Source organism: Streptococcus mitis, assembly GCA_001560895.1.
GTDB lineage: Bacteria > Bacillota > Bacilli > Lactobacillales > Streptococcaceae > Streptococcus > Streptococcus mitis_Q.
On the sequence record CP014326.1, the window covers coordinates 937,845 to 960,946 of the forward strand.

17 protein-coding genes and 1 pseudogene are annotated in these 23,102 nt (G+C 36.1%); 15 read left to right on the forward strand and 3 right to left on the reverse strand.

Annotated elements, in window-relative coordinates; translation table 11 throughout:
• The first annotated feature begins 1 nt into the window (after position 1).
• Together AXK38_04615 and AXK38_04620 are read left to right on the forward strand one after the other, a co-directional pair.
• On the forward strand, positions 2–1,291 hold the full coding sequence (locus tag AXK38_04615) for a cell division protein FtsY (GenBank protein ID AMH88568.1): 1,290 nt from the start codon (positions 2–4) through the stop codon (positions 1,289–1,291).
• A gap of 33 nt (positions 1,292–1,324) precedes the next feature.
• The gene (locus tag AXK38_04620; GenBank protein ID AMH88569.1) at positions 1,325–4,957 is read left to right on the forward strand and encodes a hypothetical protein; all 3,633 of its coding nucleotides are present in this window, start codon (positions 1,325–1,327) and stop codon (positions 4,955–4,957) included.
• A 71-nt stretch (positions 4,958–5,028) separates the two neighbouring features.
• Here the strand turns inward: AXK38_04620 and AXK38_04625 are convergent, their stop codons facing one another.
• From AXK38_04625 to AXK38_04635, 3 genes are all read right to left on the reverse strand, one after another.
• Complete coding sequence (locus AXK38_04625; protein AMH88570.1) at positions 5,029–6,516, reverse strand: glucose-6-phosphate dehydrogenase; 1,488 nt, start codon at positions 6,514–6,516, stop codon at positions 5,029–5,031.
• A 150-nt stretch (positions 6,517–6,666) separates the two neighbouring features.
• The gene (locus AXK38_04630; GenBank protein AMH88571.1) at positions 6,667–7,407 is read right to left on the reverse strand and encodes a peptide ABC transporter ATP-binding protein; all 741 of its coding nucleotides are present in this window, start codon (positions 7,405–7,407) and stop codon (positions 6,667–6,669) included.
• Positions 7,407–9,572, reverse strand: coding sequence for an amino acid ABC transporter permease (locus tag AXK38_04635; protein ID AMH88572.1), 2,166 nt, complete (start codon positions 9,570–9,572; stop codon positions 7,407–7,409). The genes AXK38_04630 and AXK38_04635 overlap by 1 nt, the downstream gene beginning before the upstream one ends.
• Positions 9,573–9,744: 172 nt before the next feature.
• Between AXK38_04635 and AXK38_04640 the strand changes: the two genes are divergently transcribed.
• The 13 genes and pseudogenes from AXK38_04640 (at position 9,745) to AXK38_04700 (ending at position 23,045) form a co-directional block, all read left to right on the forward strand.
• Positions 9,745–10,698 carry a CAAX protease gene (locus AXK38_04640; GenBank protein ID AMH88573.1) on the forward strand — a complete coding sequence of 318 codons (954 nt, stop codon included), beginning with the start codon at positions 9,745–9,747 and terminating at the stop codon, positions 10,696–10,698.
• 76 nt (positions 10,699–10,774) lie between these two features.
• Positions 10,775–12,763, forward strand: coding sequence for an excinuclease ABC subunit B (locus AXK38_04645; protein AMH88574.1), 1,989 nt, complete (start codon positions 10,775–10,777; stop codon positions 12,761–12,763).
• Positions 12,764–12,785: 22 nt separating this feature from the next.
• Positions 12,786–13,253, forward strand: a complete 468-nt coding sequence (locus tag AXK38_04650) for an NUDIX hydrolase (protein AMH88575.1) — start codon at positions 12,786–12,788, stop codon at positions 13,251–13,253.
• A 278-nt stretch (positions 13,254–13,531) separates the two neighbouring features.
• Entirely contained in the window at positions 13,532–14,086 is a 555-nt protein-coding gene (locus AXK38_04655; GenBank protein AMH88576.1) for a hypothetical protein, read from the forward strand.
• Positions 14,087–14,631: 545 nt separating this feature from the next.
• Complete coding sequence (locus AXK38_04660) at positions 14,632–16,359, forward strand: asparagine synthetase (protein ID AMH88577.1); 1,728 nt, start codon at positions 14,632–14,634, stop codon at positions 16,357–16,359.
• An 11-nt stretch (positions 16,360–16,370) separates the two neighbouring features.
• Entirely contained in the window at positions 16,371–16,622 is a 252-nt protein-coding gene (locus AXK38_04665) for a hypothetical protein (protein AMH89635.1), read from the forward strand.
• Between the two features lie 3 nt (positions 16,623–16,625).
• Positions 16,626–18,848 carry an ABC transporter ATP-binding protein gene (locus AXK38_04670; protein ID AMH88578.1) on the forward strand — a complete coding sequence of 741 codons (2,223 nt, stop codon included), beginning with the start codon at positions 16,626–16,628 and terminating at the stop codon, positions 18,846–18,848.
• Positions 18,849–18,860: 12 nt separating this feature from the next.
• Positions 18,861–19,577: an ABC transporter gene (locus tag AXK38_04675; GenBank protein ID AMH88579.1), complete on the forward strand. Its 717-nt coding sequence runs from the start codon at positions 18,861–18,863 to the stop codon at positions 19,575–19,577.
• Positions 19,567–20,358 carry a hypothetical protein gene (locus AXK38_04680; GenBank protein AMH88580.1) on the forward strand — a complete coding sequence of 264 codons (792 nt, stop codon included), beginning with the start codon at positions 19,567–19,569 and terminating at the stop codon, positions 20,356–20,358. Before AXK38_04675 ends, AXK38_04680 begins: the two co-directional genes overlap by 11 nt.
• Positions 20,355–21,062, forward strand: coding sequence for a hypothetical protein (locus AXK38_04685; GenBank protein AMH88581.1), 708 nt, complete (start codon positions 20,355–20,357; stop codon positions 21,060–21,062). Before AXK38_04680 ends, AXK38_04685 begins: the two co-directional genes overlap by 4 nt.
• Positions 21,063–21,092: 30 nt before the next feature.
• Positions 21,093–21,401: pseudogene (locus tag AXK38_04690) on the forward strand (two-component system response regulator).
• A gap of 88 nt (positions 21,402–21,489) precedes the next feature.
• Positions 21,490–22,527, forward strand: a complete 1,038-nt coding sequence (locus AXK38_04695) for a transposase (protein ID AMH88582.1) — start codon at positions 21,490–21,492, stop codon at positions 22,525–22,527.
• Positions 22,528–22,550: 23 nt separating this feature from the next.
• Complete coding sequence (locus tag AXK38_04700; GenBank protein ID AMH88583.1) at positions 22,551–23,045, forward strand: aminoglycoside nucleotidyltransferase; 495 nt, start codon at positions 22,551–22,553, stop codon at positions 23,043–23,045.
• Positions 23,046–23,102: the final 57 nt, after the last annotated feature.

The following is a 23,102-nucleotide window of genomic DNA, read 5'->3' on the forward strand; positions in this document are numbered from 1 at the left end:
TATGGGATTATTTGACCGTCTATTCGGAAAAAAAGAAGAACCTAAAATCGAAGAAGTTGTAAAAGAAGCTCTGGAAAATCTTGATTTGTCTGAAACTACTGAGCCTGCCCTTACAGAAGCTGAGGAAGTTTCTCAGGAAGAAGCAGAGGTTGAAATTGTTGAACAAGCTCTGCTCCAAGAAGAGGAAAATCAAGACAAAGTTGAAGAAAGTCTGGATTCAGAGCCAGCTGTAGAGGTTCATCAAGAAGAAATAGAAGAATTTCCACACTCAGAAGAAGTCACAGAAGAAGAGAATGCTGAGCTCATAGAAACTGTAGAAGAAAATAGTTCTGAAGTGCTTGAAGCACAAACGCCTCAGGTAGAAGAAACTGTTCAGGAAAAATATGACCGCAGTCTTAAGAAAACTCGTACAGGATTTGGTGCTCGTTTGAATGCCTTCTTTGCTAACTTCCGCTCTGTTGATGAAGAATTTTTCGAGGAACTGGAAGAACTGCTGATTATGAGTGACGTTGGTGTCCAGGTCGCTTCTAACTTAACAGAGGAGTTACGCTACGAAGCCAAGCTTGAAAACGCCAAGAAACCTGATGCACTTCGTCGTGTCATCATTGAGAAATTGGTTGAGCTTTATGAAAAGGATGGTAACTACGATGAAAGCATCCACTTCCAAGATGGCTTGACAGTCATGCTCTTTGTTGGTGTTAATGGTGTTGGGAAAACAACTTCTATTGGGAAACTAGCCCACCGCTACAAACAAGCTGGCAAGAAGGTCATGTTGGTTGCGGCAGATACCTTCCGTGCAGGAGCGGTAGCCCAGCTAGCTGAATGGGGTCGACGAGTAGATGTTCCAGTAGTGACTGGACCTGAAAAAGCTGACCCAGCCAGTGTAGTCTTTGATGGCATGGAACGTGCTGTGGCTGAAGGTATCGATATTCTTATGATTGATACTGCTGGTCGTCTACAAAATAAGGACAACCTTATGGCTGAGCTGGAAAAGATTGGTCGTATTATCAAACGTGTTGTACCAGAAGCACCCCATGAAACCTTCCTAGCATTAGATGCTTCAACAGGTCAAAATGCCCTGGTGCAGGCCAAAGAATTTTCAAAAATTACCCCTTTGACAGGAATTGTCTTGACTAAGATTGATGGAACTGCTCGAGGTGGTGTTGTTCTAGCTATTCGAGAAGAACTCAATATTCCTGTAAAATTGATTGGTTTTGGTGAAAAAATCGATGATATTGGAGAATTTAACTCAGAAAACTTTATGAAGGGTCTCTTGGAAGGCTTAATCTAATATTTTAATTTTTAAAAATGTGGAGATATATTTATGAAATATATTAGTTGGAATAAAATTACCAAAGTTAGCTTGACAGGTTTATTAATATGTGGGGCAACTTTATGTGAAAAAGCTCAAGCTGAAGAGAATTATAACTATTCAAGTGTAACGGAAAATTTGATTAATACTACTGTCGATGTTGACCCACCTGAATTTGTATCTCTAACTTCAGATAAGACAGAAGTGAGATCAGGTGAGCGTGTTAATTACACTCTAAAAGCACATGATAAGGGCAAATTAACTACCGCTACAATTGTTTTAAAAAATGATGAAAACGGGAAAATAAAAGCACTATATGCAGATTCTCCAACTTCAGATGGTACTTTCTCTTTTACCTTAGAAGTTGATGAAAAATTATCTAGTGGTATATGGAGGATAAATGGGATCACTTTACGAGATGATTCTGATAATTATGTAGATATAGATGGTGAAGATGCATTGGCACTATATAGTACACCTCTAAAAGTAGAAAATAATGTTACTGTCGATGTTACCCCGCCTGAATTTGTATCTCTAGCTTCAGATAAGACAGAAGTGAGGTCAGGTGAGCGTGTTAATTACACCCTAAAAGCAAAAGATAATGGCAAATTAACTACCGCTACAATTGTTTTAAAAAATGATAAAAACGGGAAAATAAAAGCACTATATGCAGATTCTCCAACTTCAGATGGTACTTTCTCTTTTACCTTAGAAGTTGATGAAAAATTATCTAGTGGTATATGGAGGATAAATGGGATCACTTTACGAGATGATTCTGATAATTATGTAGATATAGATGGTGAAGATGCATTGGCACTATATAGTACACCTCTAAAAGTAGAAAATAATGTTACTGTCGATGTTACCCCGCCTGAATTTGTATCTCTAGCTTCAGATAAGACAGAAGTGAGGTCAGGTGAGCGTGTTAATTACACCCTAAAAGCAAAAGATAACGGCAAATTAACTACCGCTACAATTGTTTTAAAAAATGATGAAAACGGGAAAATAAAAGCACTATATGCAGATTCTCCAACTTCAGATGGTACTTTCTCTTTTACCTTAGAAGTTGATGAAAAATTATCTAGTGGTATATGGAGGATAAATGGGATCACTTTACGAGATGATTCTGATAATTATGTAGATATAGATGGTGAAGACGCATTGGCACTATATAGTAAACCATTGAAAGTAGGTGAATCAAGTTTAAATAATGTTGCAAATAATCTTCAACCAGACACAGAAGCACCTAAATTAATTTCAATTAAGTTAAATCAGGCAAGCGCTACGGAACATGATGTTGTAACCTATACAGTAGATGCAAGCGATAATAGACAATTAGATTCAGCTTACTTGACAATTCGTTCAGTGTCTTCTCCTTCTAAGTATGAAATATTAACAGGCAAATTAAATAAAGAAGGTCAGTTTATTTTTAGGTATCAAGTAGATGAAAATAGTTTCCCAGGTGACTGGGAGATAAGTAGATTAGCTATTTATGACAAGGCAAAAAATATTTCAGAGTATGATTCTGAGAATATTCCTAAAGAATCTTCTCCGATTTTAACTATTTCAAGTAATCTTCAACCAGACACAGAAGCGCCTAAATTAATTTCAATTAAGTTAAATCAGGCAAGCGCTACGGAACATGATGTTGTAACCTATACAGTAGATGCAAGCGATAATAGACAATTAGATTCAGCTTACTTGACAATTCGTTCAGTGTCTTCTCCTTCTAAGTATGAAATATTAACAGGCAAATTAAATAAAGAAGGTCAGTTTATTTTTAGATATCAAGTAGATGAAAATAGTTTCCCAGGTGACTGGGAGATAAGTAGATTAGCTATTTATGACAAGGCAAAAAATATTTCAGAGTATAATTCTGAGAATTTACCTAAAGAATCTTCTCCGATTTTAACTATTTCAACTAATCTTCAACCAGACACAGAAGCACCTAAATTAATTTCAATTAAGTTAAATCAGACAAGCGCTACGGAACATGATGTTGTAACCTATACAGTAGATGCAAGCGATAATAGACAATTAGATTCAGCTTACTTGACAATTCGTTCAGTGTCTTCTCCTTCTAAGTATGAAATATTAACAGGCAAATTAAATAAAGAAGGTCAGTTTATTTTTAGATATCAAGTAGATGAAAATAGTTTCCCAGGTGACTGGGAGATAAGTAGATTAGCTATTTATGACAAGGCAAAAAATATTTCAGAGTATAATTCTGAGAATTTACCTAAAGAATCTTCTCCGATTCTAAGAGTAGCTAATAGAAGGGAAATTTCATCCCTAGATTCGATTAATAGTGAAAAAGAGTCAAAAAATGATGCTAATATATTACCAACAGACTCATTATCAAATAACCAGCCAATAGATGAAAGTGTAATTTCTGCTCAATCTACGGATAAGACTAGCAATGAAAATATAAATACTGCTCAATCTACGGATAAGACTGACAGTGAAAATTCAACTTCTGCTCAATCTACGGATAAGACTGACAATGAAAATATAAATACTGCTCAATCTACGGATAAGACTGACAGTGAAAATTCAACTTCTGCTCAATCTACGGATAAGACTGACAATGAAAATATAAATACTGCTCAATCTACGGATAAGACTGACAGTGAAAATTCAACTTCTGTTCAATCTACGGATAAGACTGACAGTGAAAATTCAACTTCTGTTCAATCTACGAATAAGACTAGCAATGAAAATTCAACTTCTGTTCAATCTACGGATAAGACTAGCAATGAAAATATAAATACTGTTCAATCTACGGACAAGACTGACAGTGAAAATTTAACTTCTGTTCAATCTACGGATAAGACTGACAGTGAAAATTCAACTTCTGTTCAATCTACGGATAAGACTAGCAATGAAAATATAAATACTGTTCAATCTACGGACAAGACTGACAGTGAAAATTTAACTTCTGTTCAATCTACGGATAAGACTGACAATGAAAATATAAATACTGCTCAATCTACGGATAAGACTGACAGTGAAAATTCAACTTCTGTTCAATCTACGGATAAGACTAGCAATGAAAATATAAATACTGTTCAATCTACGGACAAGACTGACAGTGAAAATTTAACTTCTGTTCAATCTACGGATAAGACTGACAGTGAAAATTCAACTTCTGTTCAATCTACGGATAAGACTAGCAATGAAAATATAAATACTGTTCAATCTACGGACAAGACTGACAGTGAAAATTTAACTTCTGTTCAATCTACGGATAAGACTGACAATGAAAATATAAATACTGCTCAATCTACGGATAAGACTGACAGTGAAAATTCAACTTCTATTCAATCTACGGATAAGACTGACAGTGAAAATTCAACTTCTGTTCAATCTACGGATAAGAATAATAGTGAAAGTATAAACATGGATTTATATGTTCAGGATGCATTACAAAATAATGGATTTAGTCCATATGGTGAAGGTAATTTGTTTGAAAATGCTAATTCTGATATGATTGAAAAAAATAATGAATTAAAGATTCATCAATATCCAAAAAGAATTGAAAGAAATTTGCCTAAAACAGGTAATAAATTATTTTCAGTTTTATCTATACTTGGTGCTATAAATTTGCTGTTAATTTTATTAAGAATATTAATGAAAACTTTATGAAAGGTCTCTTGGAAGGCTTAATCTAATCAGAAGCAAAAATCCTGCAAGGCATAAACTTGCAGGAAATTTTTTTATTCTAAACGACCATCTTGACGGTAGGCGATATCTGGTTGCCAAGTCCATTTGGCACCGAATTTTTCAAGTAAGTCAAAGCTAGCTTGAGGTCCCATGCTTCCAGCTTTATAGTCATGAAGTGGGGCACCATTTTCAGCCCAGAGCTCTTCGATACGGTCAATCAATTTCCATGAGGCACCAACTTCATCCCAGTGGCTAAAGTTAGTTGAGTTGTTATTTAAGACATCATAAATCAATTTCTCGTATGGTTCTGGAGAAGCACCAGTTGCGGTCGCATCTGTACGGTAATCAAGTGAGTTAGGAGCTAAGTTGAATTCTTCTCCTACCTGTTTCCCATTTAGGCTAAGAGAGAATCCTTCTGTTGGTTGGATATAGATGGTCAAAATGTTTGGAGCAAGTGGCTCACCAAAGATAGAATCCATTTGTTTAAAGACAATGTTGACATGAGTTCCTTTTTCAGTCAGACGTTTACCCGTACGGAAGAAGAAAGGAACACCACGGAATCGATCGCTGTCTACAAAGAAGGCACCAGACGCAAAGGTTTCAGTTGTTGATTCTGGATTAACATTTGGCTCGCTACGATAAGAGATGTATTTCATTCCATCAATCTTACCTGAACGGTATTGACCACGGATAAAGTGTTCTTTAAGCTCTTCATCTGTTGGATGATAGAGGTTTTTAAAGACCTTAATCTTCTCAGCGCGAATCTCGTCCTTTGTGAAGCTTGCTGGCTTGTCCATGGCAAGGAGAGAAAGGAGTTGTAGAGTGTGGTTTTGAACCATGTCACGGAGGGCACCAGATTCATCATAGTAGCCACCACGTTCTTCTACGCCTAAGCGCTCAGCAAAGGTAATTTGAACATTGTCGATAAAATCCTTGTTCCAAACGTTTTCAAAAATCAAGTTTGCAAAGCGAACTGCAAAGATACTTTGGATCATTTCCTTACCAAGATAATGGTCAATACGGAAAATTTGTTCTTCGTCAAATGTTGCTAGGAGCTCGTCATTCAACTTGCTTGCGCTTGCGTAATCTGTACCAAACGGTTTTTCAACGATTAAACGCTCAAAACCTTTACCGTCTACGATGTTTTCAGACTTGAGGTGTTTGGCAATAGTTCCAAAGAACTGAGGTGCCATAGACAAGAAGAAGAGCTTGTTGTCTTCAGCTTGGTACTTGTCATTTAGTTCAGCCTGCAATTGACGCAAAGAAATGTAGTGTTCTGTATCATTGACATCATGACTTTGATAGTAGAAGTGGCTAGCGAACTCTTGAGCCTGTTCGGTACTATCTGCCAAATCAAGGATAGATTCGACAACAACAGATTCAAAATATTCCTTGCTCCAAGGACGACGGGCAGTTCCAATAACTGCAAAGTGCTTGGAAAGATTGCCGGATTTATAAAGTCTAAAAAGGGAAGGGTAGAGCTTGCGTTTAGCCAGGTCTCCACTCGCACCGAAAATTGTAACAATAACCTTAGATGACATCTAGCTACCTAATTTCTATTTTTATTCCTAGTCTTGCTAGGTATGAGGAAATCTCATTTCATAAACTTAATTCTAACATAATTTTCCGAAAAATCAAAAAATCCAATACGAGATAGAAAAAAACTGCAAGGAAATCCTTACAGTTTAAGTTTAGACGTTTAAGACCTTGTCCAAGAACTCTTTCAGACGTGGGTGTTGAGGGTTATCAAAGATTTGATCAGGTGTTCCGTCTTCAAGGAATTCACCATCTGCAGTAAAGATAACGCGGTTGGCAACCTGACGAGCAAATCCCATCTCATGGGTTACGATAATCATGGTCATGCCTTGTTCAGCCAATTCCTTCATAACGTTTAGTACGTCTCCGACCATCTCAGGGTCAAGGGCAGAAGTTGGTTCATCAAAGAGCATGATGTCTGGATTCATTGCTAGTCCACGAGCGATGGCCACGCGTTGTTTTTGACCTCCTGATAGGCTATCTGGGTTAGCATTAGCTTTATCTGCTAGCCCAACTTTGTCAAGCAACTCCATTCCCAATTTCTCAGCTTCTTCCTTAGTCATCAACTTGTGCTCAATAGGAGCAAAGGTAATGTTGTCCAATACAGACATGTGTGGGAAGAGGTTGAAGTGTTGGAAAACCATTCCGATATTTTCACGGACGTGGTCAACGTTGGTAGTTTTTTCAGTTAAGTCATAACCGTTCACAGTGATGTGACCGCTAGTGACTTCTTCTAGAAGATTAAGGCTACGGAGGAAGGTTGACTTACCAGAACCTGAAGGACCGATGATACAAACAACATCTCCTTCATAGAACTTAGTCGTAATTCCTTTTAGGACCTTATTTTTTCCATATTGCTTATGTAAGTCATTTACATCAATTTTTAATTTTGCCATTAACGAATCCTCTTTTCTAAGCGTTTCGCTAGTCTAGTCAAAAGTGTGATAATTACAAGATAGAAGATAGCAAGGATTGCATACATCTTGAAACTTTGGTAGTTACGGGCAATGATAATTTTACCAGTTTGGAAGAGTTCAACCAAACCGATAGCAGATACGATGGTTGTATCTTTAAGAGCGATAACGAATTGGTTAACAAAGTTTGGCAACATCAATTTAGTTGCTTGTGGCAAGATAATCTTACGCATGGTTTTTCCATAAGAGATACCCAAGCTTCGGCTGGCTTCCATTTGACCAACTGGAACGGCCTGAATACCACCACGAACGATTTCAGCGATATAAGCGGCTGCATTGAGCGATAGGGCAATGGTACCAGCTACAAAGTCGTTAATTGGACTTTGTTGGCCTGTAATAGACTCAATGAAATTTGGAATTCCCCAGAAGATGAAGGCTGCAAGAATCATCAATGGAATACCACGGATAACGTCAACGAAAATCTCAGAGATCACACGAAGAGATTTGTATGGGCTAACGCTAAACATACCGAAGATAATCCCGATGACAATGGCAATAGCAAATGAGATAAGAGCTAGAGCAAGAGTGATGCCAAGACCGCTAAGGAGTTGTTTGTAGTTGTTTTGAAGCAAGCCCCAGATAGTTGTTTCGTCAACAGTGCTTGTTGAAGTAGTTGAAGATTCGCTAGCTAGGTATTTGTCAAGAATCTTTTGGAATTCACCGTTTGCTTTAAGGTTTGCAAGTCCGTTATTGAACATTTGTATCAATTCTGGATTTGCTCCTTTTTTAACAGCAAAGGCTGTTTCACCGATTGGAGTTCCAGCGATTGGAGTTTTCAATTTTTGACCTTGGCTGATAGAATATTTGAGAACAGGCTCATCATCCATAACGGCATCAATGGCACCAGTGTTTAAACTGTCATACATTGATGAACCGTCAGCGAAGGTTTTGATTTTGTAACCGTATTTGCTTTGATTTTCAGTTAGGAAGGTTTGAGAAGCAGTTCCGTTTTTAACACCGACTGTCTTTCCTTTCAAATCTTCATAAGAAGCAATGGTACTTGATTCTTTGACACCAAGGATAGTATTAGCAGTATAATATGATTCTGCGAAGTCAAAAGTTGCCTTACGAGCATCTGTGACAGACATACCAGCAATGATACCATCTGCTTGACCGGCTTGAACAGCACTGATAGCAGCATCAAAACCAGGGTTGGTGATTTCAATTTCAAAACCTTGGTCTTTAGCGATTGCCTTAATCAATTCCATATCAATACCAGTAAATTGGTTGCTTGAGTTTTGGAAAACAAAAGGTGCAAAAGAAGAATCGCTGGCAATGATGTATTTAGCCTTAACAGGAGTTGCTTTTAGACCAGCTGCAGTAGTTGTAGTTGGCACTGTTGAAGATGATGAAGCAGTCCATTTCTTGATGATTTTATCAAGACTACTATCTTTTTTCATTTCAGCTAAGGCTTGGTTAAATTCAGTAACCAGGTGCTCGTATTTGCTTCCTTTTTTAACACCGAAAGCAAAGCTACCTACAGCCTCACCATCCATTTCAATATGGAGGTCTTGCCCTTGGTTAATGGCATACTCGATAACAGGTTTATCATCCATCATAGCATCAATGGCACCAGCGCTTAAGCTGTTGTTCATCAAATCACTAGTGTCAAATGTTTTAATAGTAAAGCCGTATTTATCTTTAATCGTTTCTAGGAAACGTTGAGCGGCTGTTCCGTTTTTAACACCAACAGTTTTACCAGTTAATTGGTCGTACTTGCTAATCTTGTGTGCCTTTGTAGTTGCAATGACAACTTTTGTATCATAGTAAGTATCAGACATGGTGAAGACTTTTTCACGTTCTTTGGTCTTTGTCATCCCTGCCATGATAGCGTCAGCTTGACCAGCTTGAACTGCATTGACCGCTGCGTCAAATCCAGGATAGGACATCTGAATGTTCCAGCCTTTAATCTCAGCGACTTTGTTGATAATGTCAACATCAATTCCTTTATAAGTTTGATCTGAATCTTTAAACTCAAAAGGTGCATAGGCGGTATCAGATACAATCTTAATCGTCTCTGCTTTGGCAATACCTAATGAGAAAATTGGGAATAAAATTAGCAAAAATGCTAGAAATTTTTTCTTCATTTTTAGTCTCCTTTTTCGAATATTTTCCCATTATATCAGAAAAAGTAAAAAAAGGCAAATTTTTATATTTTTGTGTCAGAAAATATAACATTGATTATTTCTTTTCTTTCTTGAATTGCTACTATAAAGTGCTATAATAATAGTATATAATAGAAGAAAAGAGGACAGGGATATGAAGAACAAAAGAATATTCAAAGATTTCCAAGCCTCAAAAATGAGTTTAAACATTTACACAAGCCCCTTGTTAGCCTTTGTTTTTGTCTTCATAGGAGAGTTTGTGGCTTATACTTTATATGGTATTAGTTTGTTAGCTCTCCTCGGACTTGCTAGAAATTTTGGAGAAGCTGGTCAAGCTTTTGCTACCTTTTTACAAACCTTGCAGCAGAGCTTGATGGATAAAACAAGTGACTTTCGTTTAATTTTAGAATTGCTGGCCTTTGGTTTTATTCTCAACACTGTGTTCAGATGGACTAGAAAAGTTGAGAAAAGACCTATTCGAACTTTAGGATTTTATAAAGAAAATTTCCTCAGCAATCTCTTTAAAGGATTTTGCCTAGGCCTGGCACTTTTTCTTCTGACCTTGTTAGGTTTAGTGGCCGTGGGGCAATATCGTTTTGAGTCTATTCACTTAAATCCTTATTCGCTTTCCTTTGTTATTTTTACCATTCCGTTTTGGATTTTACAGGGGACAGCAGAAGAAGTGGTGGCCCGTGCTTGGCTCCTTCCTCAATTGGCCTCAAGAACCAATCTAAAACTTGCTGTTCTTATATCTAGCCTGTTCTTTACCCTGCTTCATATGGGCAATTCGGGTCTTACACCTTTATCTCTAGTGAATCTCTTCTTATTCGGAGTTGCCATGGCTCTTTACCTTCTCAAAACTGATACAGTTTGGGGTGTTGCAGGTATTCATGGAGCCTGGAATTTTGCTCAGGGCAATCTCTTTGGGATTTTAGTTAGTGGTCAACCATCAGGAACGTCTCTGATGACCTTTTTACCACAAGGTAATCAAGGCTGGCTATCAGGAGGATCTTTTGGGATTGAAGGTTCTATCATGACAAGTCTGGTCTTGTTACTTCTGATTTTCTATCTCGCTCATCAGTTAAAGAAAGAAAATGAAAGGATGTGACTTCGGTCCGTCCTTTTCTTCGTGAAAATGCTACAAGTATGCTAAAATAGGAATAGCACATCGAGAGAGGATTCTTATGATTAATCGCATTACAGACAATCAATTTAAACTAGTATCAAAATATGAACCATCAGGAGATCAACCCCAAGCTATCGAGCAGTTGGTTGACAATATCGAGGGGGGCGAAAAAGCTCAGATTCTCATGGGGGCGACTGGTACAGGAAAGACCTATACCATGAGTCAGGTCATTTCCAAAGTCAATAAACCCACTCTGGTCATCGCCCATAATAAGACTCTGGCTGGTCAGCTCTATGGAGAATTTAAGGAATTTTTCCCTGAAAATGCTGTTGAGTATTTTGTTTCCTACTATGACTATTATCAACCCGAGGCCTATGTGCCTTCGAGTGATACCTACATTGAGAAGGACAGCTCTGTTAACGATGAGATTGACAAACTCCGCCACTCAGCGACTTCGGCTCTTTTGGAGCGCAATGATGTCATTGTCGTAGCCTCAGTCTCTTGTATCTATGGTTTGGGTTCGCCCAAGGAATACGCTGACAGTGTCGTTAGTCTGCGTCCAGGTCTTGAAATTTCTCGTGATAAACTCTTGAATGATTTGGTTGATATCCAGTTTGAACGGAATGATATTGATTTCCAACGGGGAAGATTTCGTGTGCGTGGGGATGTGGTGGAGATTTTCCCAGCTTCTCGTGATGAACACGCTTTTCGAGTAGAATTTTTTGGAGACGAAATTGACCGTATCCGTGAGGTTGAGGCTTTGACAGGTCAGGTACTGGGAGAAGTGGATCATCTGGCGATTTTCCCAGCTACTCACTTTGTGACCAATGACGACCATATGGAAGTGGCCATTGCTAAAATTCAGACAGAGTTGGAGGAGCAGTTAGCTGTCTTTGAGAAGGAAGGCAAATTACTTGAAGCTCAGCGGTTGAAACAGCGAACAGAGTATGATATTGAGATGCTACGTGAGATGGGCTATACCAACGGTGTTGAAAACTATTCTCGCCACATGGATGGTCGTAGCGAAGGTGAGCCTCCTTATACGCTTATCGACTTCTTCCCAGATGATTTCTTGATTATGATTGATGAGAGTCATATGACTATGGGGCAGATCAAGGGCATGTACAATGGTGACCGTTCGCGTAAGGAAATGCTGGTTAATTATGGTTTCCGTTTGCCGTCAGCACTGGACAATCGTCCTCTCCGTCGTGAGGAGTTTGAAAGTCATGTGCATCAGATTGTTTACGTTTCAGCGACACCTGGTGACTATGAAAATGAACAGACCGAGACAGTGATTGAGCAAATCATTCGTCCGACAGGTCTTTTGGATCCTGAGGTGGAGGTCCGTCCGACTATGGGACAGATTGATGACCTATTGGGTGAAATCAATGCCCGTGTTGAAAAGAACGAGCGAACCTTTATCACCACCTTGACCAAGAAAATGGCAGAAGACTTGACCGACTACTTCAAGGAAATGGGTATCAAAGTCAAGTACATGCACTCGGATATCAAGACCTTGGAGCGTACTGAGATTATCCGCGACTTGCGTTTAGGAGTCTTTGACGTTTTGGTCGGAATCAATCTCCTCCGTGAAGGGATTGACGTTCCTGAAGTGAGCCTCGTAGCTATTCTTGATGCTGACAAGGAAGGATTCCTTCGAAACGAGCGTGGCCTAATCCAGACTATTGGACGTGCTGCCCGTAACAGCGAAGGGCATGTCATCATGTATGCGGACACGATGACTCAGTCTATGCAACGTGCCATTGATGAAACGGCCCGCCGTCGGAAAATTCAGATGGCTTATAATGAAGAGCATGGTATCGTGCCTCAGACAATCAAGAAAGAAATCCGTGACCTGATTGCCGTGACCAAGGCAGTTGCTAATGAAGAGGACAAGGAAGTCGACATCAATAGCCTCAATAAACAAGAACGTAAAGAACTAGTCAAGAAATTAGAAAAACAAATGCAAGAAGCTGTCGAAGTGCTTGACTTTGAATTGGCAGCTCAGATTCGTGATATGATGCTGGAAGTCAAGGCGTTGGATTAGAATAGTACTTAAAGGAGAAAATATGTCCCGTTCCCAATTAACGATTTTAACAAACATTTGTCTGATTGAAGACCTCGAAACTCAGCGCGTGGTGATGCAGTATCGCGCCCCTGAAAACAATCGCTGGTCTGGCTATGCCTTTCCAGGGGGCCATGTAGAAAATGGCGAGTCTTTCGCAGAGTCTGTCATTCGTGAAATCTATGAAGAAACAGGATTGACTATCCAAAATCCTCAACTGGTCGGCATTAAAAATTGGCCTCTGGATGCTGGTGGGCGCTACATTGTCTTTTGCTATAAGGCGACTGAGTTCTCTGGTACCCTTCGCTCTTCAGATGAAGGAGAAGTTTCTTGGGTGCAAAAAGACCAGATTCCAAACTTGGATCTGGCCTATGATATGTTACCTTTGATGGAAATGATGGAAGCTCCGGACAAATCTGAATTTTTCTACCCTCGCCGTACAGAAGATGATTGGGAGAAGAAAATCTTCTAGTCTTTTACTAAATAACCAAGTTGATCCAAGGCCTCCTCGATATAGTGGAGGTATTGTTGTGTTTCCTATCTAATAGTAATAGAAGATTTGGAAAACGTGTGATGCTTCTGTTATACTACCTGTTCGGTCACAATAGCCGTGAACTTTTTTACGAAAATCTATTGAATATACCATAAGAAGGTTATAACATATTGTGTACTGTTTTTGGTTCATTTTACTATAAATTGAATCATAAGACAAATAGAAAGCGCAGGGATGAAATCTTATCTTTGTTGCAGATGTGTTTTATTGGAGCGTTACATGAGTATAGAAATCACAGTGAAGAACAGTTCTTTATGCACTTTAAGCCTATTGAACGTGTAGCAAAATTGCGGCTTAATAATACTAAACTTTTGACAGGAATTTCTAGTGAGGCAAGAAAAAAATTAATAAAGGACTTCTTGGAGCAATTGTTTTTGTCTAATTTTGATAATACGTTTTTTGATGAAGAAACCTTTAATGAACTGGCTGGAGAACTAAACTCAACGTTAAAAAATATCCTTGAGAGAAAAAATCACAGACGCATAGTTCTAGCGCTAAGCAATATAATAAATAATTTGGATGATGGTGGTTCTACAAAATCAACCTTCTATAGAATAGATAGTAAAAGGATTCAGCAACTTGTCAAAATTAGGAACGATATAGCTCACGGCAATAAGTTTAATGTGTCACCTGACGATTTAGGCGATGTGGAGTATTTATCACGACAATTGATTACCTTAGCCTTTTTTGGAGTTAATTTTGAGCAAGTTTATTTAAGAAGCAAGAAATTTGGTAATGATTTGTGGTCATAATAGGAAGTAACTTATGGACTTAGATGTAAACAAAGAAACTATGACGATTATGGGAGTGAGTTTTGAGAATCGCATACCCAGATATATTTTAAATTAACATGTTCACAATAGTGAAAAACAAGCAATACACAGAGTGGAGGTGAAAATATCTGAAATTTGTTCAATCTTAATAGATTTTCTGATATTTTTCCGAAATTTATATTATAGAATTTAATTGAATCAAGAGATATCTCTTGAAAAATATTTTTCATTTATAAGAATGGGTTCTGGCATTAGTATAAATGATAGAAGGAGTTTAAGATGAAATACTGCAAACCAACATTTGAATCAATTGCAACTTTCAAAAAAGACACTAAAGGTCTATGGACTGGTAAGTTTCGTGATATCTTTGGTGGACGTGCAATTGTAAGAATTAGAATTGAGTTTTAAGCTTATAACTATGTATTATAATGGTAAATAATTTTGAATAAAGTATTTTGATATTCATTCCAGAACTACGAATATCAAGATGCTTTGTTTTTCTATTTCTGAGGTTGTTAATATATATGGTAAATAAGTATTTTTTTGAAAAATATTCTGATAAAAAAATAGTATTCCTTACTAAAAATTTATATAGAACCGTTTCTGGAGAGAATAAAAAAATCTATTGTTTAGAAGATTATGTCGAAGGAGTATGCTCAATTATAGAACAAAATGATATTAGTAGTTTTGAAGAAATAATATCAGTACTTCAAGATTATGTTACAAATGGTTTAATTATTGTTGAAATGGCTGAAAGAACATATATTATTTCACCTTATTTAGATTCAAGACTGTCTTGGTTTGAGAATAATAAGAATATAATTTTTAGTGATTCATCTGTAGAAATTGCAAAATATTTGAATTTAAAACTCTCTACGAAGCGTTTAGCGAGTCAATTTATTTTTGGACTTCCATATTATCCATTTCAAACAATTAGCCTCTGGGAAGAGCTAGTGAATATAAAACCTTTAAACTATTTAGAAATATCTGAAAAAGGTTGTTTAGAAAAAAGAGTTCCAAGTTATGAAGTAGACACAAAAGATTTTAATAAACTAATAATAAAAATAAAAGAGGAGTTTTTAAATAGCATTAATCATGATTTGAATATGAGAAATGAAGTGTCGAGTGATGTATCAGGAGGTGTTGATTCTGCAACTATTGCTTTTACATTGAATAAACTGATACCTGACTTCTCTATTTTGCATGCTGAATCAAGTACCACTGCTAATAGTGATACTAAATGGGCGACATTTATTGCAAAAAATCTTGGTAGGGAGTTGAAAAAGTTTGACTCAATAGAAATAACAGAAAAAAGATTTGCGATAGATGAAAAATATATCAATGATATTATGCCAAGTTCTCCGTTATTGTGGGCGGATTCAGAAGGATATTTGAAATCAGTGATTGGTTACCAGAAAGGTAGAAAACATCCGACTCACTTTCTAGGTATTGGTGGTGATGAATTATTTACACCGATGCCGTCTAATTCCTGGAATATTGTTCGTCAGGAAAATTTAGGTGGACTACTTTATGCTCTGAAATATAGTTTAATAATGAGAAGACCATTTTTTAGTTGCCTATTGGATTTGTTAGATAATAGAGGATATTCGGAAACTGTGATCAAAAATTTAGAAATTGTTTTCAACGAATCTTCTGCACCTATCAAGAGAGAACTGGGATGGGTGGATGGTTTACAAGTACCAGATTGGCTCAGTGAAAAATCCAAGCAAGAATCGCAAATTTTTTTAAACTCGTTATTATTTTCCAATTCTGAGCCAATAATATCTGATAGGACAGCATTCCAAATGATTCAATCCTTAATATTTCAAAAATCAGTACTGCGACAAATTCAATTAACCACTAATTCCATTTATTGGGCAACTCCATTTTTACATAAAAAATTAATAGAAATTTGTCTTCAAATTCCAGCAAAATATAAAGTTAGTTCAAAACTAACAAAACCGATATTGCAAAAAGCATTGAAGGGAATCGTACCAATTGAGGTTTTTAACAGGGGGTTCAAAGGGGATTATTCAGATGCCTTATATAGTGGATATAGAGAAGCAGTTCGTAAAAACTTCCACAATTTAGAACAGTTTGAATTAGTTAAAATGGGTATTGTTGATGTTGAGAAGTTAAAATTAGAGATGTCATTACCCGCGGGAAATCCGAGTAAAATTGATTATTTTGAAAAGTTATGTTCGGTAGAACGTTGGATACGGCAGATCAAATTATATATGAAGAACGAGTGAGGTTTACAATTATGTTTAATAAAGAATCGAAAAGTAGACTGAAAATAATAAAGCAAGATACTGGTGCAATTGTATTCGACAAAAATCAAGGGATATACTTTCAAACAAATGATGTAGGTGTCAAAATTTTAGAGTTACTATCTAAAAATGAAAGCGAAGAAGAAATTGTTAGCGCTATATCTGTTGCGTATTCCATTGAAATCGATGTTGCAAAACAAGATGTTAAAGATTTTATACAATCTCTAAAAAAAGGAGGGCTATAGATTATGGATATGCAACTCAATCAAGAGTCATACTCCTATGTTCAGCTAAAATACAGATTACTAGCACAAATAGCTTTACTGATTTCTTATCCGCTTACAAAGTTCTCTCCTAAAAGAATTGAACTTTTGATTAATAAGTTAAGTAATTCGAAACTATCTGCCACAGAAAATGAAGCAATATTAGCTCGTGATGCAATATGTACTGTAAGCCATAAGTGTAGGAATCAAGATGGATGCGTAAAAAGATCATTAGGAGTAATAATGTTTTTACTTCTTTTAAATAAACGTGCAAGTTGGTGTACTGGGTTTGCTATGAACCCCTTTAGATCTCATGCATGGGTGGAAGTAAACGGAAATCCAATTAAAGAGCTAGAAGAAGTATCATCGTATGAAAGAGTCGTGAAAACTCTAGATGATAAACATGAAGAGCGTAAACATATGATATCTGAAAATATAGAAAAAGTAGATGATACTATGACTAACGTAAAATTCCGTGATTTACTTGCTTTGATAGAAAATAAAAGAAAATATTTTTTAATCGTTTTATGTTTGGGAATACTTACGTCCATTTTAACGTTATTACAACCAGAACTTTTATCTAAAGTAATCTCTCAAAAGGGAGTAAATTTATTCAACAATCCAACAATATATATGCTTATAACTATTACCGTGGGTTCAACAATTATTTCCAGTTTGCAATATTACTTTTTACAATTAATGGGAGAAAGTGCAGTATTTCAATCAAGAAAAAATTTAATTATTCAATTTTTGAAACTTCCTATTTATAAATATAATGATCTATCTGCAGGAGACCTAATTAGTCGCTTTAGCAGTGATACAAGTAAACTAAGAGCAGGTATCATTCAATCAACCGTTGCTCTGACGAGTGGACTGTTCTTGAGTTTAGGTGCTATATTTACATTATTTCTAAAGGATACTTATCTTGCAATAATTACAATTATTTCTATAGCTTTATCATTCCTATTTATTTTATTGATGAGTAGTTTGATTCAAACGGCAAGTTATAAAGCTCATCAGGGTTTGGGGAACATGACAGCATACCTAAATAGGCTAATCATAGGGATTAGAACAATTCGGTCGACAAATGAAACGAATTCAGAATTATTTAAAATGTTATCTGAGGCACAAGAAGTAAAAAACTTGGGAATTGGAGTTGCAAGAGTGCAATCAATAATGACACCGATATCAAATTTTAGCTTGCAATTGTGTGGGATAATTATTTTGGGAATTGGAGGCTACCGTGTTTCTACTGGGCAAATGTCTATTGCAAATCTAACTTCTTTTATGCTATTAATGTATATCGCTATTTCACCAGTAGGACAAATATTTTCGTCAGTCACAACTATTTCAGAAGCTTTGGGAGCTTTAAGTAGAATTACTGAAATTATTGATCTTCCAAAAGAAGAAGATAATGATATCATTTTAAGTTTAGAATCTAAGTCAGACAGAAGCAAATCAATTGAATTTGTGAATGTAACTTTTTCATATGACTCTTACCAATTTCAAGATATTCAATCGGATGATAATTACATATTAAAGGACATTACTTTTGAAATAAATAGTGGAGATTACGTCAGCATTGTCGGTCCGTCTGGTGCGGGGAAAAGTACACTTCTTTACCTCATTGAAAGATTCTATGATACTACCAGTGGTGGTATAAAGATATTTGGACAAGATTTTCGAACAATGAGTCGTGAGACTTTACGTTCGAATATTTCATATGTTGAACAAAATTCACCATTAGTAGCTGGTACAATCTTAGAAAATCTAAAAATGGGTAATAGTAATGTAACGTATGATGAATGTTGTGACGCTTTAGAAAAAGTTGGTTTGGAGCATTTAATTCAAAGAGGTGCATCTGGGATTGAAAGCCCAATTAGTGAAGGAGGGTTCAATTTATCAGGAGGAGAAAGACAGAGATTGGCAATGGCAAGAGCAATACTTTCCGATGCAAAGATACTCTTGCTGGATGAGTTAACTTCGAATTTGGATAGTCTTAGTGAGAAGAAAATGAAGGAAGCAATCAAAAGTATGAGAGGTGAGAGAACCATAATAATGGTTGCTCATAGATTATCTACAATTTTAGATTCAGATGAAATCTTTGTTTTGGAACACGGAAGAATTGTAGGAAGTGGGACTCATATGGAGTTATTGGAATCTGTTCCATTATATAAAGAGCTGGCCAAAGAACAATTTTTAGTATAGGAGTATCGTATTATGACGAATAAGATTGAAATAAGAGATGTTACAAAAACTTATAAAGATGGAGATATATTAAAGAACGTATCCTTTACAGCTGAAGAGGGGGAAGTCACGGCCTTTTTGGGACCGAATGGTGCAGGAAAAAGTTCGACACTACGAATACTTTTGGGGCTGGATAGACCATCTTTAGGCACTGCTTTAATAGGAGGTAAGAAATATTGCGATATTGAACGTCCTCTTTTAACTGTAGGAGCTTCTTTTGATGGCGTAGGGGCTCCCAGTGATCGAACAGTTTTTCAACATTTGAAAATTGCTGCTGCTAGTAATGGAATAGATTTTTCCAGAATATCAGAGGTATTATCCATTACTGATATTGAACATAAAAGATATTCAAAAATAAGCAACCTTTCATTAGGAGAGGGTCAGAGGTTAGGTATTGCAACAGCGCTGTTGGGAAATCCCCAGTACCTAATTTTAGATGAACCTACAAATGGTTTAGATCCTAGTGGAATTAGATGGTTTAGAAATTTTATTAGAGAACAAGCAAGTACTGGCAAGACAGTATTGTTATCTTCACATATACTTTCAGAAGTAGAGGCGGTAACTGATAAGGTTGTTTTTATTGACAAAGGAAGTATCATAGCTTCGGGTACACTTCATAATATAATGAACGGATTTTATAATCTAGAAGATGTTTTCTTTCATTTAACAGGAGGTGACTATGATAAGTAGTATAAAAAGCCATAATATTTTATCAGAGCTATATAAAATTTTTTATAGCAGATCAACCCAAATAGTTTTACCAATTGTTTTTATTCTTCAGCCGTTATTGTCTTATATCAGTTCTAAACAAATTTTAACAGTTGGATTGAATGCAACACCTGAAACAAATAGTAGTTTAGCAGAATCAATACCTCCAATTGAGTATATTGGTTTTGATGCAATATTATTGGGCTTGTTTGCTATGATTATTTTAGGAGCAATTATTGGAAGTATGGAATATAAAAATAGTTCTTTACGTACCAGTTTGCTATTATGTTCAAATAAGGCAGTATTCTTTGTAATAAAATTTTTTGTTACAAGTGTATTTATTTTTGTTGTATCGTATGTTTCAATATATTTATCTATTGCAAGTGCACAGTTTGGTTTAGGGAGAGAGGGATTGAACCCTCTGATACTGAGTAATAATGTGTGGTACTTTATATTATTGGGGTCATTGTCGTGGTCGTTATTAACGGTATTATCCTATTCAATTGCTTTTTATTTTAAATCCTCACTTGGATCATTATTATTCTTACTACCACAAGTCTATAATTTAGGCAGTTTTCTTTCTGACAGAATTCAGCTTGCAAAGTATTTACCAGTATCTTTAGGTCAAGATTTAATTGCAACATCTCCTTTAAAAATCACAACACCAGGACGCAGTGTTTTATTTCTGAGTATTTGGGTGCTAGTAATTAGTAGTTTTGCATATTACAAATTTTTGAAAAAAGATGTAGGTAATGTTATATGAATTCTTTTAGAAGTGAGTATTTAAAGTTTATTTATAATAAATGGCTATTATTGATTGTATTAGCAACTATAATTTTAGTACCTTTGTTTGTTATTTTTTTACATGAAACTCCAAGTTATATAACCGAGGATTATGTTTTAACGCAAATCTTAGAAAGCTTCTATCTTGGACAAGCTGGAATTATTATTATTACAATACTATTTATAGGGCAAGAATTTAACGGTTCAACTTTAAGAAGCAGTTTATTAGCTAATCCAATACGTTGGAAATTCTTTTTTATAAAATTAATAGTAATATTATCAATATCTATATTAGTTTGGATTCTTGTTGCTTTCTGTATTATTTGCGTAGTGTATATTTTTTATGATCTATTAATTCCCTTACTTATTTATACCTTTACATTAAGAATAATATTGGTATCAATTGGTTTAATATTAATATGTTTTAGTTTAGTGCTTATAACAAGGAGTATAGTTGTTCCAATGGGGATGTCTTTGTCTTTTTTGTTGGGGTTGGGTCAAATGCTTCTGCAATTCAGCGATGCTTTTCTCTACTTCCCAATTATCTCCACTATGAATTCATTTTTGATGACTGAGAATCAATCTTATATACCTTATACAATAGGTGTTGCAATTCAATTTTTATGGGGGATTTTGCTGTTATCTGTTTCTATTTTGCTATTTTGGAAGAGAATAGTACGATAAAAATTTTGTATTTTGTGATATTATATAATTATGAAAGAAAAAAAAGTATATCAAATATTAGCAATTGATGATGATGAAAGCATTCTTCGTTTGATAAAGAATTCTTTAGAACGCTCGGAGTTTGAAGTTACGACGAGGCGAGAAGTAGGTAACATAGATATTTGTTCATTCATTGGCTTTGATTTAATTTTATTAGATATTATGATGTCGATTGATGGTTTAGAAATTTGTAAATCCATTCGAGAACAAATCGATGTACCGATAATTTTTGTAACAGCCAAGCAATTGGATAGTGACTTGGCTAGTGGAGTAAAAGCTGGTGCGGATGATTATATAAAAGGCTCTGTCACAACAAATGGTTGATTTTTGACGAGAAATAGCGTATAATAATAGTAAGAAACAGTACCACCGAAGGAGGTAATTGGATATGCCTACTATCAAAGACGCATTAGATATTATCGGTAAGTTGACTGTCGCAGAGCAGGAAAGCCTTAAAACAATGCTTTTAAGTCCTGCCTTTGTAAAGTCTTTGAATATTGAAGATTTCGTAGCAAAGGAACGCTTTGCAAATGGTCGTGTATGCCCTCTTTGTGGCTGTATCCATGTGGTTCGCAATGGTCATCGTAAAGATGGCACACAGCGATATGTATGTAAGGATTGTGGCAAGTCCTTCGTGATTGCTACGAACTCCATTGTGTCTGGTACAAGAAAAGACTTGTCCGTGTGGGAGCAGTACATTGATTGTATGATGAATGGCTTATCCATTCGTAAGACTGCTGTTGCTTGTGGGATTCACAGAAACACCGCATTCCTTTGGAGACACAAGATTTTGGATGCACTTCAGAATATGGCAGACGATGTTACCCTTGACGGCATTATTGAGGCTGACGAAACTTTTTTCGCCATCTCGTACAAGGGCAATCATAGCAAGAGTAAGACATTTGCTATGCCACGCAAGGCTCATAAGCGTGGTCATTCTACACATATCAGAGGCTTGTCCCAAGAAAAGGTATGTGTTCCTTGTGCGGTTAATAGGAATGGCTTGTCTATCTCCAAGATTACGAATACTGGTAGAGTTTCTACAAGAGATTTACATCATATTTATGATGGTAGGATTAAGACCAATTCCACTCTTGTTACGGACAAGATGAACTCCTATGTGAGATTTACAAATGCCAATGGCATTGACCTTGTGCAGTTAAAGACTGGCAAAGCCAAGAAAGGCATTTATAATATCCAACATATCAATAGCTACCATAGCCAGCTAAAGAGGTTTATGCGTGGCTTTAACGGTGTTTCTACCAAGTATCTGAACAACTATCTTGTGTGGAATAACCTTGTAAATTACGCCAAAGAAAGCGACATAGAGAAAAGGAACATCTTCTTAACTTTCGTTTTGGCAACATTGAAAACTGCTAAATGCAGAGATTTATCAAACAGACCAGCAGTTCCTCTGGTCGCCTAATTAGAATTTGTGGAGATGATAAGATGGTCAATATAACAGATGTAAAACAGATTCTTCAATTTGCAATAGATGCGGAGATTAAAGTCTTTCTTGATGGTGGCTGGGGTGTAGATGCTCTTCTTGGATATCAGTCAAGAGCCCATAATGATATTGACATTTTTGTAGAAAAGAACGATTATCAGAACTTTATAGAAATAATGAAAGCTAATGGCTTTTATGAGATTAAGATGGAATATACAACATTGAACCATACTGTATGGGAAGATTTGAAAAACAGAATTATTGATTTGCATTGTTTTGAATATACGGACGAAGGTGAAATTCTTTATGATGGGGATTGTTTTCCGGTAGAAACTTTTTCGGGTAAAGGAAGAATTGAGGAAATAGAGGTTTCCTGTATTGAACCATATAGTCAAGTAATGTTCCATCTGGGATACGAGTTTGATGAAAATGATGCACATGATGTGAAGTTATTGTGTGAGACACTTCATATCGAAATTCCAAATGAGTATAGATAACTGCAAATAACAGTTTGTAGGGGAGTTCTGATACTCCCCTATAAAAATGGCTATTTA